This window comes from Candidatus Nitronauta litoralis (assembly GCA_015698285.1).
Classification (GTDB): Bacteria; Nitrospinota; Nitrospinia; order Nitrospinales; family Nitrospinaceae; genus Nitronauta; species Nitronauta litoralis.
Genome location: CP048685.1, coordinates 1,163,839 through 1,181,638, shown reverse-complemented (window position 1 = coordinate 1,181,638; position 17,800 = coordinate 1,163,839). Strand labels below are relative to the sequence as shown.

Here is a 17,800-nt window from a genome sequence, read left to right as displayed (position 1 = left end):
CGATGGACGAAATTCTAGAACTCATACCGCATCGCCCCCCATTTTTATTCGTCGATGAAATCGTAGCCTTCACCGGCGACCAGATTGTTACCCGGCGCACTGTAAGTCCGGACGAACCCTGCTTCAAAGGCCACTATCCTGACTACCCCATCATGCCCGGTGTTTTGATTTGCGAAGCCGTGTTTCAATCGGGTGCCTTACTGATGGCCAAACGCGGTACTGACTCAGACGGTAAGGTGCCGGTGTTGTCACGGGTCCAGGGAGTTAAACTCAAACACGCCGTTTATCCCGGTGACGTACTCGACATGACCGTCGATTATAAAGAGCACGTCGGCCCTGCGTTTTATCTCAAGGGCAAGGTGCAGGTGGCGGGGAAGACCGCACTCACGGTGGATTTTACCGTGGCGGTGATGGAGCGTGAACGGTGAGCTGGCTCGACCTCGAGGGCAAGACCATTCTGGTCATGGGCGTTGCCAATAAAAAGAGCGTTGCGTTCCATATCGGGAAAAATCTTCAGCAGGAAAAAGCCAACGTCATTTACAGCGTGCGTACCGAGGCGCGCAAAGAAAGCGTGCAGGCGCTGGTCGGCGATGCACCGGTGTTTGTGTGCGATGTTGAAAAGGAAGAAGAAATCGCGCGACTGCGCGAAGAGGTGGGCAAGGTAACGGACACGGTGCACGGTATCGTGCATTCGATTGCATTTGCGAATTACGGTGAAGGGTTGAAGCCTTTCCACGAAACCGGCAAGCAGGATTTTCTGCAGTCAGTCGACATCACCTGTTATTCGTTGATCCATACCGTCAATGCGTTCAAGGATATGCTGGATAACAATGCCTCTGTTGTCACTATCGGTATTTCGACGACACGTATGGCCGCCGAGAACTACGGATACATGGGGCCGGCGAAAGCGGCGCTGCATTCTTCATTATGTTTCCTCGCAAAATCATTTTCCCAGTTCAGCCAGGTGCGGTTTAATTCCGTGAACGCGGGACTGTTGAAGTCGTCCGCATCCGCCGGAATCCCCGGCTATATCGATTCCTACCTGCACGCCGAACAGTTGACCCTGCGCAAGAAAGCATTGCAGACAGAAGAAGTCGCCAACACGGCAGTCTATTTGTTATCGCCAAGATCGTCTGGTATCAATGCACAGGGGATTGTGATGGATGCCGGCATGTCCGTAAATTATTTTGACAAAGATATTGTACGCAAGGCTCAGCGCCCTGAATAAGTAAATAAAAAAACGGAAGTTGTTTGTCATTTGATTGAAATCTGGGTAATCTGGATCCAAGTGCAATCACCTTTGGAGGAGCATGCGGATGAGAAAAATTGTTGCAGCGAGTTTGTTAATAGTGATGGTCGGAGTGACCGGTTGCTCAACGGGAAATGCCTTAAGTGGCGCTGCCGGTGCGGCTGTCGGTGCCGGGTCATATGAATATCACCTGAAAAGAATGAAAGACAGGGTTCAGGAAGACTTTGATGCGAAGAAGATTGACAGAAAAGAATACGATATCAGGATGGATCAGATTGACCGTGATTCCGTTTTTTAGAGCAGAAAAGTTTTAGAGAACAATTCCAAATAGTTTAAATTAAAAAGCCCCACCGGCGAAATAACCGGCGGGGCTTTTTTTTACTCTCTTAAAAAATTTATTTTTCTTCCCACATTTCCTGAATGATGGCGTAAGAACGGTGGGTGAGGTGGCACTTCTTGCAACCCTGTTTGCCGAGGATGCCTACGTTTTTCCAGAAGGTGCCTGGATTGGGTTTGTCGGCATCGAGTTCCTTGCGCATAGCCTGCAAAGCGGCTTTGGTTTCGTCGCCTACAAAAAACAGTTTAACGTTATCCGTAACGTGGCACTTCGAACAGGTTGACTTTAATTCGGTGAACTGTTTTTCAAGAGCCCTGGCGGATTTAGCAGCGCGTGCATACTGGCCTTCACCAAAGTTAACAGTCGTCGCACGGAAAGAGCCCGCCAGCGTCTTCATGTATTTGCCGTATTCCATTTCTTTTTCACTTACCGGGTCGGTGATCTTCATGTGCTCGACCTTGGGCCAGTGGTAACGGGTCCAGACGGCTACGGTTTGTTCGTGATGACATTTGCCGCAGGTTTTGCCCACTCCGCCGGAAGCTTTCCCGATTTTTGCTGGATCATGAGTTTTGACCGCTTCCGTGAAAGCTTTCGCTGCGTCCATATCAAAATAATCTTTCCATTCTGGAATCATCTTGGCGGCCTCGCCGTAGGCTTCCAGAAAAACATCGGCTTTTTTGTCGGCGTTCTCCCAGTCCTTTTCCTTCATGTTGACGAACACACCGCCGAAACTTCCAGATAATTTGTGCATCTGTTGAATCCATTTAGGCTCTTTGGATTGCGGAGGGTAAAGTTTGTCCATTGATTTTGGCGGTTCTTTTACTACCAGATCTTTGGCCTGAATACTACCTGCCAATAGAAGCAGACAGATTGCGAAGCTAGCGGATAATATTTGTTTCATAGGATTCATTGTTCTCTCCAAATAGGATGAAAATGGCAAACTAAAAGCTAGTTTATAATTGATCCATTATCAGAATCAATCAGTTTCCTTTCTTAAAAACGTGTAGGAATAAATAGCTTCTCTTTCCTTGGCCCAGGCTGGCTGGTAGCGCAGGTTCAGACGGGCTTCCGTAACTGAATCCGGCACACGGTAGCGAAATACCCTTTTACTTTTGTAAGCCAGGGCCGTTTCCTGCTGGGGCGCAAGAATTTCCCGGATACGGTCCCACTGTTCGCCATTTTGGTCAATTAACGTGACTTCAAGAAACAACCGAGGGTCACCATTGTCTGCAGTGGGCACATCGTGCGGGATGGTATTGTTTTCCAAAGTGACGACTGCATGGTTTTTTGTAAAAGTAAATTGAACAGCCGGGGTACCCGGTTCAAACTCACCATGAAGAAAACGGTGGTCCCCTACCCATTTTTCCAGATGAAGCCAACTCAATGGAGGTTTCTGAGTTAAACGTTTGCGTGTCCGCGGCATGTGGCAGGACTGGCAGGTGTCTCGTTCCTCCGTCAGTTGCCATTGTTTAAACGTTTTTTCATGGCAGGAACCGCAGAATTTTGAGCCGTTATACTCCTGATCCTGCCGGGTTGGATGAGGCGGTGCCAGGAGATCGTGCGGACCATGCATAGCGCCATCTTTTACATGACAGGAAACACAAAAAATACCTTCATCGCGTTGATTGAGACGGGGGTCGGGTTTTTTCCCAGGTCGGACTTCGATCGGGATGTGGCAATTCAGGCACTTTTCCTTGGTCCTGTCTTCTGAAGCCTTGATGTAGGTTTTACTGATCCAGGCCTGAGAGTGGCGGCTCTTTTGCCAGGCCTCGTAAATGGCTTTATGGCAATCCCCGCATTGTTTGGCTTCCGGTTGTTCAAGCAGGGAAGGGTCCCGAGCCAGGTTTAAAACAAATTCCGGCAGGATTCCCCAGGCAAAATTGATGACCAGCCAGGACGCCAGGGTGAAGGCGGCTCCTCCACCGGCCAGGGCCAAAACGATTTTAACAATACGGTTTTTGATGGGTTGTCACCTGTGAAAATAGAAATACTAAAAGTCTTTCTTGAAAAACAGTATTTTTAAACTTAGGCTACAATTGAAATCAAGCATTTAAACAATGTGAGCCCGGGATGAAATGTAGGTATCAAGCTTCTTGTTGTCCCTCTTGAATAAAAAAATTTATCCCAAACACAAGCCTAGCATATTACCTGGCTTCATTTTATGTTATCCAAAAAAATTTATTGCAAAAACACCTTGTTTTAAAAATGACTTTGAATATGAAAAATCCAAACGGTTTTATTGAAAGACAGGCAAAATCTGGAACGCCTTATGTCACCCTGGGATTTTTCACATTTTTTTTCCTTCTGGCAATAGGATTTTGGGGCCACATGGTGACCCAGAATGAAATGCGGCAGTTACTGGAATCCCAGCTTCTCACGACCTTGCATTCAAGCCAGGAATCCATCCGTCTCTGGTGCGAAAATCAGAAACGATTTGCAAGGTCCTGGGCGGAACAATACCAGGTCAGAAAAAATATTCTTAGTTTGATAGCAAGTGCTAAAGATATGCGTTATCAAAAGGAAGCCCTGCTAAAGGCAGAAGAATTGACCTTCCTGAGAAAAATTTTAAAACCTGTCGTCAACGAATTCGATATGGTGGGTTTTGTGATATTCGATAAGGAGGGAATGCAGGTGGGTGCCTTGTTGAACGATCCAATCGGCCAAAAAGATTTGATCACAAGGTCTGATTTTGTCCAGCGTTCATTGAATGGAGAGACTGTAGTCAGCGTTCCGTTCAAAGGTGAAATCCCTTTGCCGGATAAAAACGAAGTTTTACGGACAAATTGGCCAACGATGTTTGTTTCCACACCCCTGCTGAATGATTCCGGGAAAGTCGCTGGTGTCCTTGCATTTCGGCTTCGACCTGAACAATCCTTTACTCGTGTACTGGAAATCAGTCGACTGGGTTCGACCGGGGAGACGTTTACTTTTAATTCAAGAGGGTATCTCCTGTCTGCTCCGAGGTATCTTGACCAGATACGAAAATTGGGGCTTGCATCAACAAGTTCGGAAAGCACCCCAATCCTGAATGTGCAACTTTTGGAACCAGCCAAAGCGGCAAACTCTGTTGACAATCAAAAGGAAGAGGGAAAGCCACCGGGGTTTACTGAAATGGCAGCGAATGCACTGCAGAAAGGGGCAGGGGTCAACACAAAGGGATATCTCAACTACGTTGGGATATCAGTGATTGGGGCCTGGGTTTGGCTTGAGGATTTAAACATGGGGCTTGCGGTTGAGCAAGAGGTGGAGGAAGCGTTTGCGCCCCTCATCGCCTTGCGGTCTGTTTTGTTTAAAGTATTTTTGCTTCTGGGCCTGATGAGTTGTATTGCATTTATGCTGCGTATCAGCCAATCCCGTACCGAAGAAAAAGAAAGATCAACTTTAAAAGCCTTAAAGGAGCGCGAAGAGGAATACCGGGCGATCGTGAACAATGCAGTAGAAGCGATCATTACATTTAATCCAGAAGGGGAAATCCAGACGGTGAACCCGGCTGCAGAAGCAATGTTTGGTTTCGATCCTGGCCGACTGGTGAGAATGAACATTTTGAATATCATTCCACAGAATAATCTGGAGGACCCAGTATTTAATTTGAAAGATATCATCCAAACCCAGCAGGAAGAAACATTCATCCGTGCCAGAGAACTCGTTGCAGTGAAAAAAAATGGAGTTTCATTTCCGGTTGAACTCACACTCAGTACTATGCATATGAACGATGAGTCGCAATATATAGGCCTTATCCGGGATATCACAGAAAGAAAACGGGCTTTGGAACAATTGGAACAACTCAATTCCAAAAATCAGTTGATTCTGAATGCAGCGGGAGAGGGTATTTTCGGCGTTGATATCGAGGGGTTGATTACTTTTATCAATCCTGCAGGGGCAAAAATACTTGGCTTTAGGCCGGAGGAGATGATTGGAAAACCCCAGCATCTCATTATGCAGCCTGTTCATGATGATGGAGTGCCTTGTACATTGGAGGATAACCCGATCTATCAGGTTTATCGGGAGGGAATAGTCCGGCAAGTCAGCCAGAAATTTTTCCGCAGACGGGATGGCAATACTTTTCCAGTTGAATACATTGGAAAGCCCATTTGGGAAGACAAAAAAATTGTCGGGGCGGTGGTGACCTTTCGCAACATTTCAGATTATCTACAATCAGAACAGGATCTCAGGCAGTACGCCCAGGACCTGGAAAAAATCAATACAGAGCTTAGAAATTTTACCGGGGTCGCTACTCACGATTTACAGGAACCGTTGAGAAAAGTGGTGACCCTGGCGGATCGTCTGACCATGACCAATGCCAGTCGGATGGATGAAAAGGGTCGGGATTATCTGGACAGGATCGTAACCTCCATTGGAAGAATGCAGCAACTGATAGTGGATTTGTTGGAATACTCAAAAACCACATCAACCCGTCAAGATTTTCGCAAGGTAAAAATTGATGAGGAAATTCATGATGTTCTGTCTACACTGGATATCCAGATCGAAAAAACCAGGGCTCAGGTGAATGTAGCCGACCTCCCCGAGATTGAAGCCAGCCCGTTTCAGATAAGACAATTATTTCAAAATCTGATCGGGAATGCCTTGAAATTTCATAAACCTGGAATTCCTCCTCAAGTTCAGATAAGAGCAGAAAAAAGAATCGATGGATCCTGGGCTATTGTTGTGGAGGACGAAGGGATAGGATTTGATGAAAAATACCTGGATCGTATTTTTCAACCCTTCCGTCGACTTCATCGGCAGGAAGAATATGAAGGCAGCGGAATGGGTCTCGCAGTGTGTGAAAAAATTGTGACGCTGCATCGAGGCATGATCACAGCCGAAAGTAAAAAAAACCTGGGTAGCCGCTTCATAATTGTCCTTCCTGAAAAGCAGATCAACGGGCATTAATACCTCGTAAGAAGAAACCTGATCCCCTCAGAACTCACCCCTTTATATCGACCAGAAGAAACAGACCGTATTCGCTGTACGATATTTCATATAACTAAAAAATCAAAAAGACGAAATTACAATCATTTTCTCTGATTTTCCTTACCCTAAGGAATCTTAAAAAATACTAGTCTCTATCTTTTCAATGGCTTATAAAAAAATTACAGGGCGGAAAAAAGGAATGAAAATTGCTTAATTATAGGTAGCCCTGAATTTTTGTTCGGGCGATTTGGAGGGGCATAGGTTTCGGGGTTGGAGGTTTTCAAAACCCGAGTCAATGAAAAAATATTCACTTTAAAGGGGTGGTCATGGCTGCTTGGAACAATATTAATTTGAAAGTTAAACAAACAATCCTGTTTTTATTGGTAGGTTTTGTGCCACTGATCGCGGTCATGATCCTGAATCAGGTTTCCTTTAAAGATATAAGGAAACTGAATGCCTCCTCTCTACAAAATATGGCAGAAGGTGTAACGGACAAAATCGATCGAAATTTGTTTGAACGCTATGGAGATGTCCAGGCATTTGGTTTGAACTCCATATTACGTGATCATTCTTTCTGGTACCAGGTCGACAGCCCTATCGTGGCTGCAATGAACAATTATGTAGACACCTACGATATTTATTTTCTAACGGTTCTGGTTGATCTTGAAGGGAAGGTCATTGCTGTCAATTCCAAAGACCAGGACGGCAGTGGAATAAATTCCGGCTATTTAATGGAAAAAAACTTTTCTTCAGAAAGTTGGTTTAAAAGTGTGATGGCTGAGAAATATTACACCAGTCAGAAGGGAAATCTTGGTGGTGAAGCTGCGTTATCCGGGACCGTCATTGTGCCGCTTCATATCAACGAAGATGTAAAAAATATTTATAACGGTGATAATGGGATGACTATCGGGTTTGCTGCACCGGTAAAAGATGCCGACGGACAAACCATTGCGATCTGGCACAATTATGCAAAGTTTTCACTTGTTGAAGAAATCTTTACGGAGTTTTACAAAAACCTTAAAAGTAAGGGTTTTCCTCAGGTTGAATTGACTCTTTTAGATGGCAAAGGTCGCGTCATAATTGACCACGACCCAACATTTGGTATTGGATCCGAAAACGAGATCAAACATGATTTTAATATCTGGCAAAAGTTGAACCTTGTGGAAATTGGAGTGGCTGCTGCAGCTACAGCGGTTCGCGAAAACAAGTCCGGATTTGAATATGCGGAACATGCCAGAAAGAAGATGACCCAGGCTGCAGGTTATGCGCATCATACCGGGGCTTTGGGTTTTCCGGGTATGAACTGGTCCGTTTTGGTTCGTATTCCGGATGAAGTAATCAATGCACCCATTATATCCATTGAAAACAAACTTTTGATTTGTTCAGTGATCTTTGCATTTCTCATCCTGGGGTTTGGTGTTTTTAATGCCGCTAAAATAACAGAACCCATCCTTGCTTTAAGTAAGGGATTACAAACCTTTTCCAACGGAGATTTTAAATCGGTCAATAAGATTAATCTTGATCGTAATGATGAGCTGGGCACTCTGGCGACGTCTTTTAACCAGTTGTTCGATGGAGTGACCACCTTCATGAAACGTTCTGATGAAATTTTAAGAGGAGAATTGTCCGAACAGACCAGGTTTAACTTAAAGGGTGAGTTTGAAGAAAAACTTATTGTCATGACAGGGCAGGCAAAAGAAAGGCTGGAACTTGCAGAGCGTGAGCGTGAACAGGCTGAAAAATTGCAGGAAGATGTCGATACCATTCTCGAAACCGTGAATGCGGCATCCCAGGGCAATCTCACCCATGAGTTGACCATTCAAGGGAATGGGGCTATTGGGCAAATGGCAGAAGGCCTGCGCAAACTGATTGCAGATCTCCGGACTTCTATTTCAGAAATTGGAGAAAATGCCCATTCACTTGCCGGAGCTTCTGAGGAATTAACCTCTACAAGTCAGCAAATGGCAGGTAATGCTGAGGAAACCAATGCGCAGGCTGGTGTGGTGTCTTCTGCTTCAGAGCAGGTCAGCAAAAACGTGGAAACCGTTGCGACAGGTTCCGAGGAAATGAGTACCAGCATTATCCAGATATCCAAAAATGCAACGGAAGCAGCACAAGTTACCCAAATGGCGGTAAAAACTGTAGATGAAACCAATAAGACTATCTCGACTCTGGGGGAGAGCAGTCAGGAAATCGGGAAAGTGATCAAGGTGATCACCTCGATTGCAGAGCAGACCAATCTCCTCGCGCTGAATGCCACCATTGAAGCTGCTCGGGCCGGCGAGGCGGGTAAGGGTTTCGCCGTTGTGGCTAATGAGGTTAAGGAGCTTGCGAACCAGACTGCCAAAGCTACCGAGGATATTGGTCAGAAAATTCTGGATATCCAGAACAACACAAACAATGCAGTGGATGCCATGAGCGAGATAACGCAGGTCATTTCACAGATCAGCGATATCTCAAATACGATTGCAAGCGCCGTTGAAGAACAGACAGCAACCACCAATGAAATGGCACGCAGTGTTAATGAGGCCGCAGAGGGGACAAGAGAAATCGTTTCGAATATTTCAGGGGTCTCAGAGGCTGCTAGAAATACGAGTTCTGGAGCGGCAGATACCCAGTCTGCTGCTTCCGAGTTGGCTCGTATGGCAGCCTCCATGCAACAGATCGTCAGCAGATTCAAGCTTTAGGAAAAAACGAAAAAACATCTAGGCCCCGGAGCTTGGCTCCAGGGCCTTTTTTATTAGAGGCATGGCAAATTGGGGTTACCGTGAGACCATTTTCCCCTGGTTGGTCTGTCAGTGGGCCAGGCCAGAGCCGAAAGATGATCAGAACTGTTGCAGGAAGCGGATATCGTTTTCGAAATAAAGGCGAATGTCGTTGATTCCAAACTTGAGCATGGCGATGCGTTCAATTCCCAAACCAAAAGCAAACCCGGACCACTCTTCTGGATCGTAATCAACAAATCCAAACACCGCCGGGTCGACCATTCCAGCTCCCAGTATTTCGAGCCAGCCGGTCTGACTGCAGGACCTGCAACCCTTGCCTGAACACATGGCGCATTGAATATCCACTTCTGCGCTGGGGCACGTGAACGGGAAAAAGCTGGGTCGGAAACGGACCTTTACATTCGCTCCAAATACTTCCTTTAAAAATATTTCGATCACACCCTTCAAGTCGCTGAATCTGACATCGCGGTCGACCATCAACCCCTCAATCTGGTGAAACATGGGTGTGTGGGAAACATCGGAGTCGCATCGATAAACTTTACCGGGTGCAATAATTCGCAACGGCGGTGGTTGGCGTTCCATGACATGGATTTGCACAGGTGAGGTGTGGGTGCGTAAAACCTTGCCGCCAATATAAAAGGTGTCCTGCATGTCCCGGGCCGGATGGTCTTTCGGGATGTTCAACGCTTCAAAATTATAATAATCACTTTCGATTTGAGGCCCTTCTTCAACATTGAATCCCATGCCGTTAAAAATACTGATGATTTCTTCCATCACCTGGGTGACCGGGTGAGAATGCCCGGTACCGTTTTTTCTTCCAGGTAACGTAAAGTCAAAGGCGCTATTTTTATCGTTTGCTGTGGCGGATTTTAATTGATGGTTTTTTTCCTGGAGAGCGGCCTCAATATATGTTTTTACTTCGTTGAGGTTTTTACCTGCTTCCTTCCTTTCGTTGGAAGGGAGAGATTTCAGTTCTTTCATCAACAGGGTTACACGGCCTTTTTTACCGATGAAATCAGCTTTGAGTTGACGCAGCTGATCCTCCCGGACAAGGGCACCCAGTTGTTTGTCAAAAAGCTTGCGGATGTTCAGGATAGGGTCGGTCATCAATTCGCCTTTTTAAAATGAGGCGCATGCCGCGGGCGGTAGTACAACCAGATAGGCAGGGAACAATAATTGCCAAAGGGAAATATTTTTTTGCGATGGCTTGGAAATTGGGATCTTTCATCCGGTCGGCCCCCACCGACCGACCAGCCGCAGCGGAACTAGGCGGCGCTGAGCTGGGATCGGGCAGTTTCAATAAGTGACTTGAAGGACTCCAAATCACGAATGGCAAGATCAGAGAGTACCTTGCGGTCCAGTTCGACTTCAGCTTTTTTCAAACCATTCATGAACTGGCTGTAGGTCATTCCTTCGGCCCGGACAGCAGCATTGATGCGGGCGATCCACAACCGGCGGAATTCCCTTTTGCGGACGCGACGGTCACGATAAGCATAGGACAAACCGTGTTCGACAGCTTCCCGGGCCTTTCTGTAAGCGCGGCTCCGCGCACTGCGGTAGCCCTTGGCCATACGCAGGATTTTTTTGCGGCGTTGTCTCGAGACGGTTCCATTTGTAGCACGTGGCATTACTAAGTTCTCCTCAACTTAATTTGGCAAGAGCACCTGGGCTCGTTTGGCGTCGGCTCCTGTGAGTACCTTGCCTTTCCTCAGATTGCGTTTGCGTTTGGTGGTTTTTGAAGTCAGGATATGGCTGGTGTAGGCAGAATGAGCTTTGATCTTTCCACTCCCAAGCTTTTTAAAACGCTTGGCCGCACCCTTGTTGGTTTTCATCTTAGGCATTGAATAAACTCCGGTCTGTTGCGTCCTGTTTGACTATAAAATTTGAAGCGGAGATTCACTCCGACACTTCTTTTCCTGCCGTGTCCTGCTTTTCCGGTTTTTTTGCAGGTTTCCCTTTTCGGTCCTTGCCTTTGGGAGCAAGGATCATCGTCAGGGTCCGGCCTTCCTGTTTAGAAGTCTGCTCCACGACACCATGTTCTTCAGTGGCTTCGACCACCCGCTGCAAAATCCTTTCACCATTTTGACGGTGCACGATTTCGCGGCCGCGGAAAAATATAACGACCTTGACCTTGTCCCCTGCATCCAGAAACTTGAGGATGTTCTTCAGCTTAAAATCATAATCGTGCTGATCGGTATTCGGTCGGAATTTGATTTCCTTGACATGGATGATGCGCTGGTTTTTTTTGGCTTCGTGCGCTTTTTTGCTCTGCTTGTACTTGAACTTGCCAAAGTCCATGATTTTGCAGACCGGCGGATTGGAGTTGGGGGACACTTCCACCAGATCCATATCCCGATCGCTGGCCATTTCCAAAGCTTCTGCTGTGGGAAACGTACCCAACCGTTCCCCATCATCTGTGATCACTTCAACTTCTCGCACGCGAATCATGTTGTTCACGCGTTGCTTTTGCGGCTTAATACAAAACCCTCCTCAAATATTCTTTATTATTAAATACAGGATTACCTCAACTAACGTCGATCGTTTTCTCTTCGATCTCGGTATTCAATTGAGATAAAAAGGCCTCGATATCCATAGTTTGCGTCTCCTGTGACCGGCGACGCCGAACTGCTATTTTGGCAGATTGTGCTTCCTGATCGCCAAGAACAAGCATATATGGGATTTTACTGATTTGGGCCTCCCTGATTTTGAACCCAATCTTCTCATTTCGCAAGTCTTTTTCTACCCGAATTCCGGCAGAAAGCAGCTTTTCGTACACTTCCTCGGTATATGGGAAGTGCTGATCCGTGATTGGGAGCAGAATCACCTGTACCGGCGCCAGCCACAGCGGGAACGCTCCGGCATAATGCTCGACCAGACAACCGAAAAACCGCTCGATTGACCCCATCAACGCCCGATGGATCATGATGGGTCGATGAGCTTTGCCATCCTCTCCTATATAAGACATTTCAAACCGGTCCGGCAGGTTGAAATCAACCTGGATCGTGGAAACCTGCCAGTAACGGTGCAGACTGTCTCGAATCTTGATGTCGATTTTGGGACCGTAAAACACACCTTCCCCGGCATCAACTTCATACTCGAGCCCGGATTTGTTCAATGCTCCTTCAAGTGCGCCAGTGGCTGTTTCCCAAGCTTGGTCCGAACCCACTGATTTTTCAGGGCGCGTGCTGAGATAGACCTTGTACTCGAGGAACCCGAACGAACGCAAAATGAACAGGATGAAACGGAGTACACGCAGGATTTCATTTTCGATCTGGTCTTCCCGGCAGAACAGATGCGCATCGTCCTGGGTGAAGCCACGAACCCGTAGTAAACCGTGCAACACGCCTGACCGCTCGTAACGGTAAACGGTGCCAAGCTCCGCCCATCGCAGAGGGAGGTCGCGGTAGCTTCGTAGATGGCTCTTATAGATCTGGATATGGAACGGGCAGTTCATTGGTTTCATCACATACTCCTGCCCTTCAACATCCATTGGCGAAAAAATATTCTCGGAATAAAATTCCATGTGGCCGCTGGTTTTCCATAAGTCCACTTTCGCTGCGTGTGGAGTGTAGACCAGTTCATAGCCGTTCTTATAGTGCTCGCGCCGCCAGAATTCTTCCATTTCATAGCGCACACGAGATCCCTTCGGGTGCCAAAGGATCAATCCCGGTCCAATATCTTCAGACATGGTGAACAGGTCGAGTTCCTTGCCAAGCTTCCGATGGTCGCGTTTCTTCGCTTCTTCCAGCCGTTCAAGGTAAGATTTGAGTTCTTCCTTGGTGGGCCAGCAGGTTCCGTAGATTCGCTGCAGCACTGGATTTTTTTCGTCCCCGCGCCAATAAGCGGACGAGGTGGAAAGCAATTTGAAGGCTTTCAACCGTTTAGTGCTGTCCACATGTGGCCCACGGCACAGGTCGGTGAACTCGCCCTGAGTGTAGGCGGTGATAGGATCGGTGGAGTTGATACCCTGAATGATTTCCACTTTAAAGTGTTCATTCATCGATTTGAACAAATTGATTGCTTCATCACGATCGAGCTCGACTCGCTTGACTTCCAGCCCCTTTTTCGCAATTTCCTTCATGCGCTTCTCGATCTTTTTCAGATCTTCGGGTACGAAAGGGGTCTCGCGGAAAAAATCGTAATAGAATCCGTCCTGGATCACAGGTCCGATGGTGACCTTTGTTTCCGGGTACAGCTGTTTGACAGCCTGCGCCATCAAATGGGCGCAACTGTGCCGAAGAGTTTCAAGGTCGTATTCGGGTGGTTGTTTTTGCTCCGCTTCGCTGTTCATCAGAAAAATTTGAATTGCAGGTTTATGGCTTTAATAAAATAAAAAGGTATCGGAAAACGTACCCGATAACCTGATGCTTTATTATTTGAGTACCGTAAAAGAAAATCCCAACAAAGCCCACAGCCTTTTAATATCGGCCGGGTCTGGGTTTTGACGTGGAATGTCCCTGGGGATCCTTGGGAATAGGCGCGGGCGGTTTCGAACCGCCGACCCCTTGCATGTCAAGCAAGTACTCTACCCCTGAGCTACGCGCCTGTGATCACGGTAAACAAGCATTCTATGTAATTGAGGAGGTTTGTCAAGGCTAAATGGGACGTGAGTTTCACAAAAAATACTATTCAATTCAAAGGTTTAGGGGTTTTGCCTTAAATGGCGGTGAGCCTCGGCAAAATTGAATACCCCGGGCCTTTGGTAGAGGAAAATCACGGGATAAGCAAAAAGGGGAAGGAGCCTATGCCCCTTCCCCTGATGTTTTATTTAAAACGTAAACCTTTATTGCTAAACAGCTTCGCCAGGCAATTATTTTTTGGCTTGCAACTGTTTGACTTCGATTTCCAGACGGTTCACAACCGGCAAGATTTGCCCAACCTTAAAATGAAGATCGAGGACTTCTTTTTCGAGCTGAACTACGCGGTCACGGAGTTTGCCTTTGCCACCTTTTGCGCCATCAGGGCCATCGTTTGCCTGTGCAGGCATAAAAGCGACGAGACCAGCGAGCAGAAAAGTTCCAGCGATCAATGTGTATTTCATAATTTTGTTCCCCCAGAAAAAAATGGTTAGTGCCCGAAGGCCTGGATTTGAGCCCTGCAATCTGGCAAGCTTCTTGGGGACAAGTCCCCTGGCAGAAAAGTTTGCCTGAAAAGGCTCATTAGAATAATGGCGGTTGTTTAGATGAAACCATCCATGTGAAGAGTAACAGTCTCGAGTTTATCCAAATTAAATTGCAGGTTGCAATGAAGAATATGTAAAATTTGGATTAAATATTTTTCATGAGGGCGGCAATTGCTTTAATCATGCCAAGTTCAATGTTTTTTGAATGCATGGCGGGCCGGAAGCATCTCATGTTTGTCCCTTATATAGAGACCTTTGCGAAAGTAATTTTTGATTGAAAACACAAAGGAGGTCGTACTTCGACAGGAAAAGGACAAGGCCTCCTGTTCAAGAACCGCTATTCGCCTTCTTGAATGTGACACATTGAATCAAGGAACTGTCATTCTGAGTCCTTCGACTTAGCTCAGGGTAAACTTCGCGAATAATCTCGCCTTAGCTTTTGATTTTCAGGTTATGCAAAGCTCTCCCTTATAAAGGGCGCTTTTTCTTCAAGTTCCGTTACAATATTTTCTCCATATTCTTCGGGTCGTGGCAATCTTTTCCACGTACTATTTCGACCACTCAATCATTCATTGCAATGTTATAAAAATATAAGGGAGGTTTTCCAAATAAAACTGAAAACCTGGATGTTGGCGTGTCTATTATTACTTTTTTTATCGGATCCGCTTTTGCTGAAAACGGGCATCACCCAAAACCTTATGTGGGCTCCAAAGCCTTCGAGCAAATGAAATCCCTGGTGGGTGACTGGAAAGGGATGATCGATAAGGGAAAGGGACCGGAAGTGTTTAACACGAATTATCGACTGACCTCAGGTGGTAGCGCAATTGTAGAAACTATTTTCGAAGGCCATCCCCATGGAATGATTACTATCTATCAGGACGATTCGAAAAAGCAGTTGACTATGGTGCATTCCTGCGCGGAATACAATCAGCCCAAAATGGTGATTAAAAAGAATCGGGGCAACCGCATCGAAATGGATCTCGTTTCAAATCCGGATTTGGATGTGGTGAAGGACTCTCACATGCATTCGTTTGCAATTGAATTGAATGGACCGGAACAAATGACCCGGGACTGGATCAACTTTGAGGATGGAAAAAAGAAAATGGCCGTGAAGCTTGTGTATAAACGCAAAAACGTACTGTAAAAAGGAAATGGAGGACGCCTTGTATCGTATTGTTTCTGGAAGGTTTATATGGCCATCGTTTTGCTTCGAAAAGTAAATTTTATCTGTGTCTGTCTGCCACTGATCTTTCTTTTTATTTTCGGAGGGTATTCGAAGGGGTTTCCGCATCATCTGCGGGAAGAGTATGAATTCTCTGAACAATATTTTAAAGAAGACACGTTGACGGGAAACTGGAACGGTTACCGCAGTAAAATCTGGGCTCTAGGGTTTGCCCCGGAAATCGAATATTTTGGTGAAACGTTCTACGATCCCGTTGGTGGAATGCGCGAGCAGGTGGAATACGCAGGACTGGTCGATCTGGATTTTCATATTGATCTGGATCGCGCTGTTGGTCTGGACGACACGCGAATCCTGGTCGCATTTGTTGGAACGCACGGCACCAATCCATCAGCCAATCTTGGAACCGCCCAAACGGTCAGCTCTCTTGAAGCCGGGGACACTTTTCAGTTCTTTCAAGCGTGGATTGAAACATTTTTGTTCCACGAGCATGTCAGTTTGAAAGCCGGAATTTATTCGATCGACACCGAGTTTGATTTCAAAGAATCTGCAAACCTGTTCATCAACGGTGCCTTTGGTACCGGGCTCGATTTATCTGAAACCGGGGTGGCGGGTCCGGCAATTTTTCCAAATGCAACGCTTGGTGTTCGCATGGCATATAAGTCTGGCACCGGTTGGTATGCTCAGGCGGCTGTGCTGGATGGTGTGCCCGGTGTGGTGGGCGACACGACAGGAACCCGTCTTCGTCTGGATTCAGGTGACGGAGTTCAGGTTGCCGGTGAAGTGGGATTTGAAAAAATCAGTGAAGGGGGATTCATAAATAAAATTGGCGTCGGTTCCCTGGTTTACAGCACAGACGTTATGGACCTGGCTGCCATGACACCTGCAGGCAATCCCGTGATCCACAATGGAACTTTCAGCTTGTACGGGTTCATCGACTGGTTGTTGTGGACTGAACCCACCAACCCTGGTAACGGGCTTAAAGGTCTGCTGCGCTTTGGCCGGGCGGATGAGAATACGGCAAGGTTTGATTATACGTTTACGGGGGGACTGGTTTATACGGGTTTAATACCAAGCCGCGATAAAGATACCACCGGCCTGGGTATCTCCCTCGCTCACAATTCAAACGCCTATAAAACCGGACAACGTAATGCCGGGGAAGGGGTGGATGATATCGAAATGGTTGTGGAAGGCACTCATCAAATATGGGTTATCCCCGGTCTGACGCTGCAACCCACCCTTCAATATTTTTTCAACCCCGGTTCCAACCCGGACCTGGATCACACCCTCTACCTGGGATTTAATTTCGGCCTTATATTTTAATTCACCAGGCAAATTTTTTCCTATAACAATCGACAATTACCTTAACGTGGAGGAGGGCGGTGCTGGCGCATCGCCTCCTGGCAGGTACTTGAAAAATTGTGCCGGTTGCGGCGCATGCATTCGTGCATCTCGCGACTGGGCGGCATGTTGGGGCAATACCGACGCCGATCGGCATCGCAGGCCTGCCGCATCCGGTCCCCGCCTCGTCCCGGACCAGGCCTCATCCGCTCTCGTCCCATTTCTTTGCCACCTCGATTCTTACCAGTTACCGTCGCGGTTCCACGGTAACATCCCAGCACGTAAGGAAAGTCCCGGGTTGTGTGATAGTGGTACCCGCGCTCGGCGTCTTCGTGTCCGTTGCAGGAATCCAGATCCCGGGGCGGCAACCCATGGTCTCCCAGTAGTCCGTAAATTTTGAAGCCATCAAACGCGTAACCGATGACCGGGGAATGCTGATCGCGTTTGTCGTGATAGACGCAGGCCGGTGTCGAATGATAGTGGTACATCCCGGTTGGAGCCGGATGCCCCTGACACGAATCCAGTCCGTGGTTTTCTATGGCAAGTTTTCCATGTGCGTCTTCCGGTCCGAAAAACACAACACCATTGATGGCAATCGCGATTGGGCCTCGTGAAGGTACCGGGGTCGTCTGTGCAGCCTTTACAGGATTACGCGGAATCAGCACGCGTATGTTCTGCGGAGTCGGGGTGTTGGGATTGACCTGTTGCCATTTGTGGTCGGGCATCCCATCCGATTGCACGGAATAAAATTCACCTGAAACCTGCACCTTCACCTTAGGGTTGGAGAACCACAGATCCTGCGCCGTCACAGTTCCCCAAGTGAAAAGGTTCAGAAACGCGGCCGCAAAAAATACTAAAATGGTTTTTTTTATCAAGGCACCAACACGCATGGAACTGTCATCATGAAAAGAGGTTGGAGTCGGGTCGCCAGGTT

Annotated in this window: 17 protein-coding genes and 1 tRNA gene; 7 read left to right on the top strand and 11 right to left on the bottom strand. The window is 47.1% G+C overall.

What is annotated here, in order from left to right; genetic code table 11:
- The first annotated feature begins 2 nt into the window (after positions 1-2).
- From G3M70_05310 to G3M70_05300, 3 genes are all read left to right on the top strand, one after another.
- Complete coding sequence (locus tag G3M70_05310) at positions 3-428, top strand: beta-hydroxyacyl-ACP dehydratase (GenBank protein QPJ61338.1); 426 nt, start codon at positions 3-5, stop codon at positions 426-428.
- A 35-nt stretch (positions 429-463) separates the two neighbouring features.
- Entirely contained in the window at positions 464-1,228 is a 765-nt protein-coding gene (locus G3M70_05305; protein ID QPJ63717.1) for an SDR family oxidoreductase, read from the top strand.
- A gap of 88 nt (positions 1,229-1,316) precedes the next feature.
- Positions 1,317-1,547, top strand: a complete 231-nt coding sequence (locus G3M70_05300) for a hypothetical protein (protein ID QPJ61337.1) — start codon at positions 1,317-1,319, stop codon at positions 1,545-1,547.
- Positions 1,548-1,644: 97 nt separating this feature from the next.
- Here G3M70_05300 and G3M70_05295 read toward each other — a convergent pair whose 3' ends face one another.
- Both G3M70_05295 and G3M70_05290 read right to left on the bottom strand, forming a co-directional pair.
- Positions 1,645-2,496: a cytochrome c gene (locus G3M70_05295; protein ID QPJ61336.1), complete on the bottom strand. Its 852-nt coding sequence runs from the start codon at positions 2,494-2,496 to the stop codon at positions 1,645-1,647.
- Positions 2,497-2,562: 66 nt separating this feature from the next.
- Entirely contained in the window at positions 2,563-3,522 is a 960-nt protein-coding gene (locus G3M70_05290) for a hypothetical protein (GenBank protein ID QPJ61335.1), read from the bottom strand.
- A gap of 281 nt (positions 3,523-3,803) precedes the next feature.
- On the opposite strand from G3M70_05290, the gene G3M70_05285 reads away from it, so the two are divergent.
- Positions 3,804-6,476 (top strand): PAS domain S-box protein, encoded by a 2,673-nt coding sequence (locus G3M70_05285; protein ID QPJ61334.1) that lies wholly within the window; start codon positions 3,804-3,806, stop codon positions 6,474-6,476.
- Between the two features lie 347 nt (positions 6,477-6,823).
- A complete protein-coding gene (locus tag G3M70_05280) occupies positions 6,824-9,184 on the top strand; it encodes a methyl-accepting chemotaxis protein (GenBank protein QPJ61333.1) in 2,361 nt (786 codons plus the stop codon).
- A 138-nt stretch (positions 9,185-9,322) separates the two neighbouring features.
- On the opposite strand, the gene pheS is transcribed toward G3M70_05280, so the two are convergent.
- The 8 genes from pheS to G3M70_05240 all read right to left on the bottom strand — a co-directional run bounded on the left by pheS (position 9,323) and on the right by G3M70_05240 (position 14,264).
- Positions 9,323-10,330, bottom strand: a complete 1,008-nt coding sequence (gene pheS / locus G3M70_05275; GenBank protein ID QPJ61332.1) for a phenylalanine--tRNA ligase subunit alpha — start codon at positions 10,328-10,330, stop codon at positions 9,323-9,325.
- Positions 10,293-10,451 (bottom strand): hypothetical protein, encoded by a 159-nt coding sequence (locus G3M70_05270; GenBank protein QPJ61331.1) that lies wholly within the window; start codon positions 10,449-10,451, stop codon positions 10,293-10,295. The genes pheS and G3M70_05270 overlap by 38 nt, the downstream gene beginning before the upstream one ends.
- A 37-nt stretch (positions 10,452-10,488) precedes the next feature.
- Positions 10,489-10,851 (bottom strand): 50S ribosomal protein L20, encoded by a 363-nt coding sequence (gene rplT, locus G3M70_05265; protein QPJ61330.1) that lies wholly within the window; start codon positions 10,849-10,851, stop codon positions 10,489-10,491.
- Positions 10,852-10,869: 18 nt separating this feature from the next.
- Positions 10,870-11,064, bottom strand: a complete 195-nt coding sequence (gene rpmI, locus G3M70_05260; protein QPJ61329.1) for a 50S ribosomal protein L35 — start codon at positions 11,062-11,064, stop codon at positions 10,870-10,872.
- Between the two features lie 55 nt (positions 11,065-11,119).
- On the bottom strand, positions 11,120-11,671 hold the full coding sequence (gene infC / locus G3M70_05255; GenBank protein QPJ63716.1) for a translation initiation factor IF-3: 552 nt from the start codon (positions 11,669-11,671) through the stop codon (positions 11,120-11,122).
- Between the two features lie 76 nt (positions 11,672-11,747).
- Positions 11,748-13,514: a threonine--tRNA ligase gene (thrS, locus tag G3M70_05250; GenBank protein ID QPJ61328.1), complete on the bottom strand. Its 1,767-nt coding sequence runs from the start codon at positions 13,512-13,514 to the stop codon at positions 11,748-11,750.
- 183 nt (positions 13,515-13,697) lie between these two features.
- Positions 13,698-13,769 (bottom strand) — tRNA-Val (locus G3M70_05245).
- A 264-nt stretch (positions 13,770-14,033) separates the two neighbouring features.
- Positions 14,034-14,264 carry a hypothetical protein gene (locus G3M70_05240; GenBank protein ID QPJ61327.1) on the bottom strand — a complete coding sequence of 77 codons (231 nt, stop codon included), beginning with the start codon at positions 14,262-14,264 and terminating at the stop codon, positions 14,034-14,036.
- A gap of 715 nt (positions 14,265-14,979) precedes the next feature.
- Here G3M70_05240 and G3M70_05235 point away from each other — a divergent pair.
- Both G3M70_05235 and G3M70_05230 read left to right on the top strand, forming a co-directional pair.
- The gene (locus G3M70_05235) at positions 14,980-15,489 is read left to right on the top strand and encodes a hypothetical protein (protein ID QPJ61326.1); all 510 of its coding nucleotides are present in this window, start codon (positions 14,980-14,982) and stop codon (positions 15,487-15,489) included.
- Positions 15,490-15,537: 48 nt separating this feature from the next.
- Positions 15,538-16,848, top strand: coding sequence for a carbohydrate porin (locus G3M70_05230; GenBank protein QPJ61325.1), 1,311 nt, complete (start codon positions 15,538-15,540; stop codon positions 16,846-16,848).
- A 41-nt stretch (positions 16,849-16,889) separates the two neighbouring features.
- Here G3M70_05230 and G3M70_05225 read toward each other — a convergent pair whose 3' ends face one another.
- Positions 16,890-17,756, bottom strand: a complete 867-nt coding sequence (locus G3M70_05225; protein QPJ61324.1) for a YHYH protein — start codon at positions 17,754-17,756, stop codon at positions 16,890-16,892.
- Positions 17,757-17,800: the final 44 nt, after the last annotated feature.

Coding starts and splice junctions, on each gene's coding strand:
- G3M70_05310 (QPJ61338.1), top strand. CDS start 3: ATGGACGAAATTCTAGAACTCATACCGCATCGCCCCCCATTTTTATTC.
- G3M70_05305 (QPJ63717.1), top strand. CDS start 464: ATGGGCGTTGCCAATAAAAAGAGCGTTGCGTTCCATATCGGGAAAAAT.
- G3M70_05300 (QPJ61337.1), top strand. CDS start 1,317: ATGAGAAAAATTGTTGCAGCGAGTTTGTTAATAGTGATGGTCGGAGTG.
- G3M70_05295 (QPJ61336.1), bottom strand. CDS start 2,496: ATGAATCCTATGAAACAAATATTATCCGCTAGCTTCGCAATCTGTCTG.
- G3M70_05285 (QPJ61334.1), top strand. CDS start 3,804: ATGAAAAATCCAAACGGTTTTATTGAAAGACAGGCAAAATCTGGAACG.
- G3M70_05280 (QPJ61333.1), top strand. CDS start 6,824: ATGGCTGCTTGGAACAATATTAATTTGAAAGTTAAACAAACAATCCTG.
- pheS (QPJ61332.1), bottom strand. CDS start 10,330: ATGACCGACCCTATCCTGAACATCCGCAAGCTTTTTGACAAACAACTG.
- G3M70_05270 (QPJ61331.1), bottom strand. CDS start 10,451: ATGAAAGATCCCAATTTCCAAGCCATCGCAAAAAAATATTTCCCTTTG.
- rplT (QPJ61330.1), bottom strand. CDS start 10,851: ATGCCACGTGCTACAAATGGAACCGTCTCGAGACAACGCCGCAAAAAA.
- rpmI (QPJ61329.1), bottom strand. CDS start 11,064: ATGCCTAAGATGAAAACCAACAAGGGTGCGGCCAAGCGTTTTAAAAAG.
- infC (QPJ63716.1), bottom strand. CDS start 11,671: ATGATTCGCGTGCGAGAAGTTGAAGTGATCACAGATGATGGGGAACGG.
- thrS (QPJ61328.1), bottom strand. CDS start 13,514: ATGAACAGCGAAGCGGAGCAAAAACAACCACCCGAATACGACCTTGAA.
- G3M70_05240 (QPJ61327.1), bottom strand. CDS start 14,264: ATGAAATACACATTGATCGCTGGAACTTTTCTGCTCGCTGGTCTCGTC.
- G3M70_05230 (QPJ61325.1), top strand. CDS start 15,538: ATGGCCATCGTTTTGCTTCGAAAAGTAAATTTTATCTGTGTCTGTCTG.
- G3M70_05225 (QPJ61324.1), bottom strand. CDS start 17,756: ATGCGTGTTGGTGCCTTGATAAAAAAAACCATTTTAGTATTTTTTGCG.